The sequence below is a fragment of the Candidatus Poribacteria bacterium genome (assembly GCA_021295715.1).
GTDB lineage: Bacteria > Poribacteria > WGA-4E > WGA-4E > WGA-3G > WGA-3G.
In genome coordinates, this window is sequence record JAGWBV010000017.1 from 36,692 (window position 1) to 44,061 (window position 7,370).

The 7,370-nt window shown below is 48.1% G+C and carries 8 protein-coding genes; 5 read left to right on the forward strand and 3 right to left on the reverse strand.

From position 1 onward, the window contains the following. The first annotated feature begins 93 nt into the window (after positions 1-93). Entirely contained in the window at positions 94-2,058 is a 1,965-nt protein-coding gene (locus J4G07_06820) for a HEAT repeat domain-containing protein (protein MCE2413700.1), read from the forward strand. A 71-nt stretch (positions 2,059-2,129) separates the two neighbouring features. Here J4G07_06820 and J4G07_06825 read toward each other — a convergent pair whose 3' ends face one another. Next, entirely contained in the window at positions 2,130-3,074 is a 945-nt protein-coding gene (locus tag J4G07_06825; protein MCE2413701.1) for a hypothetical protein, read from the reverse strand. 340 nt (positions 3,075-3,414) lie between these two features. Between J4G07_06825 and J4G07_06830 the strand changes: the two genes are divergently transcribed. From J4G07_06830 to J4G07_06845, 4 genes are all read left to right on the forward strand, one after another. Next, entirely contained in the window at positions 3,415-3,822 is a 408-nt protein-coding gene (locus J4G07_06830; GenBank protein MCE2413702.1) for an HIT family protein, read from the forward strand. A 23-nt stretch (positions 3,823-3,845) separates the two neighbouring features. After that, entirely contained in the window at positions 3,846-4,550 is a 705-nt protein-coding gene (locus J4G07_06835; protein MCE2413703.1) for an NAD(P)-dependent oxidoreductase, read from the forward strand. A gap of 167 nt (positions 4,551-4,717) precedes the next feature. Next, positions 4,718-5,443, forward strand: a complete 726-nt coding sequence (locus tag J4G07_06840; GenBank protein ID MCE2413704.1) for an NAD(P)-dependent oxidoreductase — start codon at positions 4,718-4,720, stop codon at positions 5,441-5,443. A gap of 49 nt (positions 5,444-5,492) precedes the next feature. Continuing rightward, positions 5,493-6,260 (forward strand): hypothetical protein, encoded by a 768-nt coding sequence (locus J4G07_06845; GenBank protein ID MCE2413705.1) that lies wholly within the window; start codon positions 5,493-5,495, stop codon positions 6,258-6,260. Positions 6,261-6,281: 21 nt separating this feature from the next. On the opposite strand, the gene J4G07_06850 is transcribed toward J4G07_06845, so the two are convergent. Together J4G07_06850 and J4G07_06855 are read right to left on the reverse strand one after the other, a co-directional pair. Continuing rightward, on the reverse strand, positions 6,282-6,911 hold the full coding sequence (locus J4G07_06850; GenBank protein MCE2413706.1) for a sigma-70 family RNA polymerase sigma factor: 630 nt from the start codon (positions 6,909-6,911) through the stop codon (positions 6,282-6,284). Between the two features lie 117 nt (positions 6,912-7,028). After that, positions 7,029-7,370 (reverse strand): hypothetical protein (locus tag J4G07_06855; GenBank protein ID MCE2413707.1); only part of this gene is annotated, 342 nt, incomplete at its 5' end.

The following is a 7,370-nucleotide window of genomic DNA, read 5'->3' on the forward strand; positions in this document are numbered from 1 at the left end:
TTTATTTTTTGGGCATCTGACTGCGCTCCATTACGCGCAGGTTCTTGATACGCAGCCCGTAACGAAGTGGAGGGCGGATATACGGGAAGGCTCTTGATAAGCGAGATCCAGCTGACCGAACCGCAAGGAAAAATTAAAAATCAGAAGCTTCTAAATGATGAACAGATTCGCCACTTTATTGTGAATGGGTATGTCAACGTTACCGCTGACGTGCCGACACACATCCACGAGACCATCTATGATAAAACCGATGAACTCTTTGAAGGAGCGACGGATTTCCGAGGCGATAGGCAACACAACCCACTCAATAACATTTTACCGGTGGTGCCAGAACTTCAGGTAGTCTTGGAATCTCCAGAGGTGCGCGGTGCGCTCACCAGCATTTTGGGGAACGGGTATGTCATGCACCCGCATCGGCATTGCCACCCCAATTTTTTAGGAAGTGCACCGAGCGGGAAGGAAGATGGCGAAGAGCGGTTGATGATGCCGCTGCATAAAGATGGACACGCCGGTGGGAAGCGACCACGGCATCGAACACCTCGCTGGGCGATTCTCTTCTATTATCCGCAACCGTGTCTCGCTGAACAAGGACCGACCTGTATCATTCCGGGGACGCAATACATCCGAGAATTTATGTTGGATGGCGAACGTCAACGGCACGAGATACATGCAGAAGGTGGAAACGGGACGCGACTGCTTTCTGAGGGTTTCCTGAATCGTAATCTGGTTCCGATGTCCGGTGAACTCGGCACGGTGTGGATTATGCACTTTGATATGGTGCATTCGTTCCTGCAGAACTATGTTCCTCTGAATCGCTACGGGATGAAATTCGTCTTCATGCGCACTGAGCAGCCGACGGCACCTTCATGGAACAGTGAAACCTCTCTGTGGCAACCCCCTGAAGTTAACCACGTTCCTTACGATGCGGAGATCCTCTGGACGTATATCTGGAATTGGATGTCCGGCAAGACCGATCTATATGACACTGACCGTCCAAATACCACGATAGATGTAGCATCAGCGGTTGCGGCATTGAAAGCAGATGATCCGAACGAGCGTATGAAAGCCGCCAACGAATTGGGTTTTTGGCGTCCCTTGCAAGCCGAAACTTGCTCTAAAACAGTGCGAACAGTTGCTGCGGAGGCTGTCCCCGCACTGGTCGATGCCCTCAAAGATAGTTATGAACCTGTCCGTCGGAACGCCATCTATGCGCTTGGTGCGATCGGTGAACCGGCTGTTAAACCCCTCGTTGATGCGCTTGATTCAGAGAAAGAGGCGTTTGATATGGAGCCGATTCTCCATATCTGTGATGCCGCGCATGGACTCGCGGCAACGGGTACGCCAGCTGTGTCTGAACTCATAACGGCTCTACAGGACAAACGCGAGAACGTGCGCGCTTCAGCAGCGTATGCATTAGGCGAGATGGGGCCTGTCGCAGCAGAGGCGGTTGATGGACTTATTGCGTTATTAACGGATGAATCGGAAGAGGTGCGACGGCATGCAACCTCGGCATTGGGGATGATTAAAGTGCCAGTGTCGAAAACAGTCCCGGCGTTGTTAGAGGTCCTGGAAGATCGCGAAGACACGGATTTAGCGTTCTTTGCGGCGCAGGCGTTGACTCGTATTGGACCAGATGCGACGGAAGCTATCCCGGCATTGTGGGAGGCATTGATGAGCGAGTCGGCGTATGTGCGTGGATTCTCTTCGGAGGCATTGGCTCGGATTGGCACTGCTGAAGCATTGCAGGCGCTCGTGCCGTTTCTACGGACGGCGCGTTGGTTTAATTATGTCAAGAAGAGTGTGCCAGCTTTCAGTATTGAATTGAAGGACGCAAAATTCGCACCGAGTGACGCAGATTCCCTCACGAAATTGATTCAAGAGTGGGCGGAACAGAAGGATATTCCCTTACCGAAACCAGAGACGATCTCACAGGACTCCGATACACAATTTCAGGTGACCTTCAGCGATGGCAGACAAGCGACTGCCCGCGTTGAGGGTGATGTGCTAAACCTCTATCGTAAAACGCGTGTGGAGGCTGGATTTAAGACATATCGTTAGGATGCTGAAGTAAAATTAGATTCCTTTTTCCCGCTGGCGAGGTTTAAAATCTCGCCAGCAAAATTTTGCATCTATCGGGATTTTTCATCGCTTGCATCGTCTGTGTAAGTGGATTCTGCTTGCGATGGGACCTCTATACGATCTCCTTCCGCACGGAAATCGTATATGGTTTTGCTGCCATCAGGGAGAATAGTTGTTATTCTGCCGTTGCTATAGGATGTCTCCCCGGTGTACCTCAATACAGGTCGGTCCATTGAGATCCCCAGTCTTTCGTATCGCTCTTTGTCCTTTTTCCACCTTTTTAAGTTTGCTTTTGTGGCATCTGACGGATAGAGGGATGCTTCTGCAGTGTAGAGTTCTATTGCCTCATCAATGTTAAACCCAATGCCGCTGTAAAATTTTTGTTTGAGTCGCATATAGGTGCGAACTTCTGGAATATCCCCGAATTTCCTTATCAATGGATTGTGGGGACTTGGATTATCTGGGTTGTCCGTGAAAGGGTTAACGAGCACAAAATCTGGCGGCGGTAAGTTTTCTTTTGGCGGGGTGTCTGTCAATACGGGTACATCTGCTGGGATTCCGAGTCTTTCGTATCGCTTTTTGTCGGATTTCAGGTCTTTTAACATCTCCTTTGCGGCAGGCGTAGGATAGAGGTAGACTTCTGCAGTGTAGAGTTCTATTGCCTCATCAATGCTAAGCCCGATGCCACGCTCCAGTTTTTGCTTGAGTCGGATATAAGTGTGGACTTGCGGGATGTCCCCAAACTGCTTGATAAGTCGGTTATGCAGACGAATGTTATCTGGATGGTTCTTGGACGGATTGGACCCGGTAGTGAAATCTTCTTTGGTGGGCTGCGCCTTTACATTTTTATCTGTAGACAGATGGGCAGTGTTGCCATCTTCAGAGCGTATTTCGGATGTCTCAGTCTTGATATGTCTACTGGCACACCCGAAGAGGAGAAAACTGGCAAAAATACCGAGCAGTGTTATGACTGGAAGGGCGAAAATCCGTTTCATTTTGGTTCTCCTTTGTTTTTATCTTTGACTGTTTTTTCTCGTTTTCTGGTAAATCAGTATATCACAATTCTGCGTTTTGGAGGACAAGTTTCCAATTGATTTTCTGTGCCGAATTTGCTAAAATAATAAAGAGACTCATTCTTTGCAACGCTTCTATTTTTTAATTCAAAATGCGTAGTTCGTAATGAAATTATGCCTTAAATGGCATAATTTGTCTTTGCTTTACATTTGGAGAGCGGATATAAGAAAGGCATGCTAAAGTTCTTAGGGAAACCCCCAAGCAAAACACCGACATTGTTTAACTGCGAGGAATAATTAAAAAAACGTAAGGAAATAAAAAATGGATTGTATCTTTTGTTCCATTGTTGCTGGTAACATTCCGGCAACAACAGTGTATGAAGATGAACACGTCTTGGCTTTTATGGATATTGCCCCCGCAAACCCGGGGCATACCCTCATTATACCAAAGCAACACTATCGAAATATCTATGATATCCCTGTAGAAATAGGCAGTAAAATTATGCAAGCCTCGATTCCGCTCGCAAACGCGATCCGAGCGGCATTGAACACTGATGGGCTTAATCTCGTTCAGTCGAATGAAGCCGCAGGGTTTCAGACCGTTTTTCATTTCCATCTCCACCTCGTCCCGCGATGGGAAGGCGACCCGCTCCGGTTACCCTGGCGACCGAGTGAAGGGGATATGGAGGAAATCGGCAACATTGCAGCAAAAATTCGAGAAGCTTTGTAGAACCGAAAGGAAGAATTAAAAATATGAACATCTTGATTACCTCCGCTGGTTCTGAACTGGCACGCAACGTAGCGGGAGCATTGGCGGAAGAACACACACTCCGCTTGACAGAGTTGTATCCCGTTGACACTGTTGAAGGAACGTTCGTGCAAAGCGAACTTGGACACGACGAGTCAACCAACGAACTGGTGCGCGGCATAGATACCATTATCCACATCGCCGAGATACCGTCTGATCTCCTGGTTTCCGAAGCTGACCAACCCGACAATTACGCTATCGATTATCAGACGCGTTGCACTTATAACCTACTGATGGCAGCATCGGAAGAAGGCGTAAAACATGCCATTTACGCAAGCACACTCCGCCTTTTTGAGCAACATGGTGAAGACTGGACGGTTACAGAGAGTTGGCGACCTCGTCCATCTGTCGATAGTTTCGTGCTTTCAAAGCATCTTGGCGAGTTCACGTGTAGAGAATTCGGTCGCGAGGGCAAGCTCAATGTGACGTGCCTTCGCCTCGGTAATCTCGGTACTGTAGATGCTGCCGTAACCGCCGAACCGGATTCAATGTGGCTTGAGATGAACGATGCTGTCACCGCCTTTCAAGGAGCACTTGAATCTTCCTCGCCGTGGCGAATCTTTCACATCCAGTCAGAGTTTCCTGGCTCCCGTTTTTCCATCGGGAAAGCCAAAGGGCATCTGCAGTTCAATCCGCAATTCGTACCATAGCCGATAGGTAGTCTTCCATGCCGTTCCTGAACCGAAATTGTAGCCCGTAATGAAATTATGCCTTAAATGGCATAATTTGTCTTTGCTTTACATTTGGAGGGCGACTCTACGCAAAGGAACGTCAATCCGAAATCCTATCTGAGCGAACCGCAAGGAAAAATTAAAAAATGAAAGTTCTTATTTTAGGGGGTAACGGGTATCTTGGACCGCATGTCGTCAAGGCGTTGGAGCCTTACTATACTTTGCGCGTCACAGACATCAACGACATTGAAACGAAGCATGAATCGATGCACATCGATGTCGGTTCACTGGATCAGGTTCTGCGAGCAGCTGAAGGGATGGACGCGATTCTCAATTGCTCCGTCCTACGACACGATCGGCAGCTGGCTTTCGATGTGAGCACGCGTGGATGTTACAATACGATGCGCGCCGCTGTCGAACATGGTATCCGTCGCGTTATTAACACGGGACCCCATTTCACTATCCAAGGCGATGACTATACCACCTACGATTACGAGATTAATCCGGATGTTCCACCACACACAAGCACCGGACTCTATCCGTTGACTAAGGGGTTAGGACAGGAAATCTGTAAAGTCTTCACTGAACATTACGACATCTATGTTCTCTGTTATCTGTTCCTTAGTTTCCGGGAACACGAAGATTCAGCGGAAGGCACCGATCTCAATCCGTTTTCTGTCAGTTGGCGGGATGCAGGAGAAGCCTTCCGACTGGGTTTAGAGATTGATTTGGAAGATCTCCCGTCACGCTGCGAGATTTTCAATATCTTCGCAGATTTACCGCATCAGCAGTTCTCGAATGTCAAAACAAAACGCATCTTAGGTTTTGCCCCCCAAGATAATTTTGAGCGAATGTGGCATAAAACGGAATAGGACATCAATATCCAATCCATCTGACCGAACCGCAGGGAAAAATTAAAAAATGGACATTCGGCTTTTCGCACATCGAGGCGGCATGGGGCGTGCACCCGAAAACACCCTTGCTTCCTTCAGGCAGGCATTGGCGGATGGTGCTGATGGATATGAGTGTGATGTCTGTCTTACCCAAGATAAGCAACCTGTCCTAATTCACGTTGGCTTCAACCGACACAGTATTCGGGAAGCTACAGGGTGTTCCAGATCCCTGAGTGATCTCACTTGGCAAGAGGTACAGCAACTCACGATGGAGGCATCTAATGAACCTGTTGCCCACCTTGACGACGCACTCCGTTTCGCACGAGAAAACCAAATGCCGTGTTTCGTTGAGCCGAAGACGGACACACCAGAACTACTTCCAATCATCATAGAACGGATCCGCCACTTTGAGGTCGTTCATCTTGTCAATATTCTCACATTTTACTTCCGAAAGCATCTGCTTGTAGAGGCGAAACGTTTAGAGTCGAGGTTGCAGACAAGCGCGATTCTCATTAATCCAGCAGCGAACTTCCGCAAGGCAGCGGCTGCTATTGATGTAGACCGCATCATCTTAGGTTGGAGCGGGATTAATCACTTCGGGCTTTATAACACGTTCACGCAGACTGTTGCGCGCCAAGTCAAGGAACTCCGGGCAAACGGTATTTTTGTGGATGCTGGATTCATTCAGACGGCGAAAGATGTCGCTTGGGCAGTCTCGCCGCAGAAAGCGGGTGGTGTTGATGGTTTATGGGTGGACGATGTGCCTTACATCAGACGTTGTCTCCAAGAGATTTAGCTTTAGTAGACACCTTTGGGTTCAAGTTTTCGTGTACCATGCAAGAGGTTCGTTTTGCAGATAGGGAAGCAGCAGGTGCTGGAGTTTCCGACGTGCGTGGTATAGGTATGTTTTAACGGTGTTCTCCGACTTACCCAAACGTGATGCAATCTCTTTTATCGGAAGTCCGTCCCAGTAACGCAGGCAAAAAGCGGTGCGTTGACTAAGAGGCAGCTGGTCGGTAGCTTTACGGATAATGTGTTCGAGTTCTTTCTTTTCGAGAAGTACACAAGGCGGAGGTTGCACCTCGGTCATTTGGAGTGTATCATCTGCGTTCTGAGGTAATTCCTCGAATCCTATAACACGTTGTCTATTACGTTTACGGAGAAAATCAATGCTACGATTGATAGCAATCTGGTAAAGCCAACTGTAAAATACGGATTGCCCCTTGAAGTTGGGCAGTGCCTGCCACGCCTTCAAGAACACCTCTTGGCAGAGGTCTTTTGCTGTCTCACGGTCACGAACCTTGCGGTAAATCAGATTATAGATTTTTTGCTGATATTTGTACACGAGTGGGTTAAACGCCTCTGTATCGCCGTTCTGGGCACGCGCAACAAGTTCCTGCTCATCGAAATTGTCGAGTTCAGCGTGTATTGTTAAAGCACTTCTCATATTTTTCTCCTTGTTTATGGCTGTCGGTGAAGAGGCTTTTCGTGGAATACGTAGAAAACCTGGGGAAATACGCAGAAATACCCCTATCAAATACCCCTGACGACTGACTGCTGATTGTTATTCGATCCATTGCATTGTTTCTCGAAGTTGTTCCTTTGCCTTGGCATAATCTCGACGTGCTTGGTAAAAGACACGTTGTGCTTCTGTAAATTGCGCTTGTGTTTGAAACGCATCGTTATAAGTCATATTTTGATACCCCGGTATTTCAACCGTGACTTCATCCAGCACGCGTTCTATGGTTCGTAACCTTTGCTCAAAGATTCTCACGCGTGTTTCTTCGATTTCCGCCCGTTCTCTGGCATTTGCCACCTCACGATAGGCGCGTCGCACCGCGACACGGATTGACTTTGTTTTTTCGATATATGCCAGCTGCAACCGCTCCAATTCTGCAATTTCTAC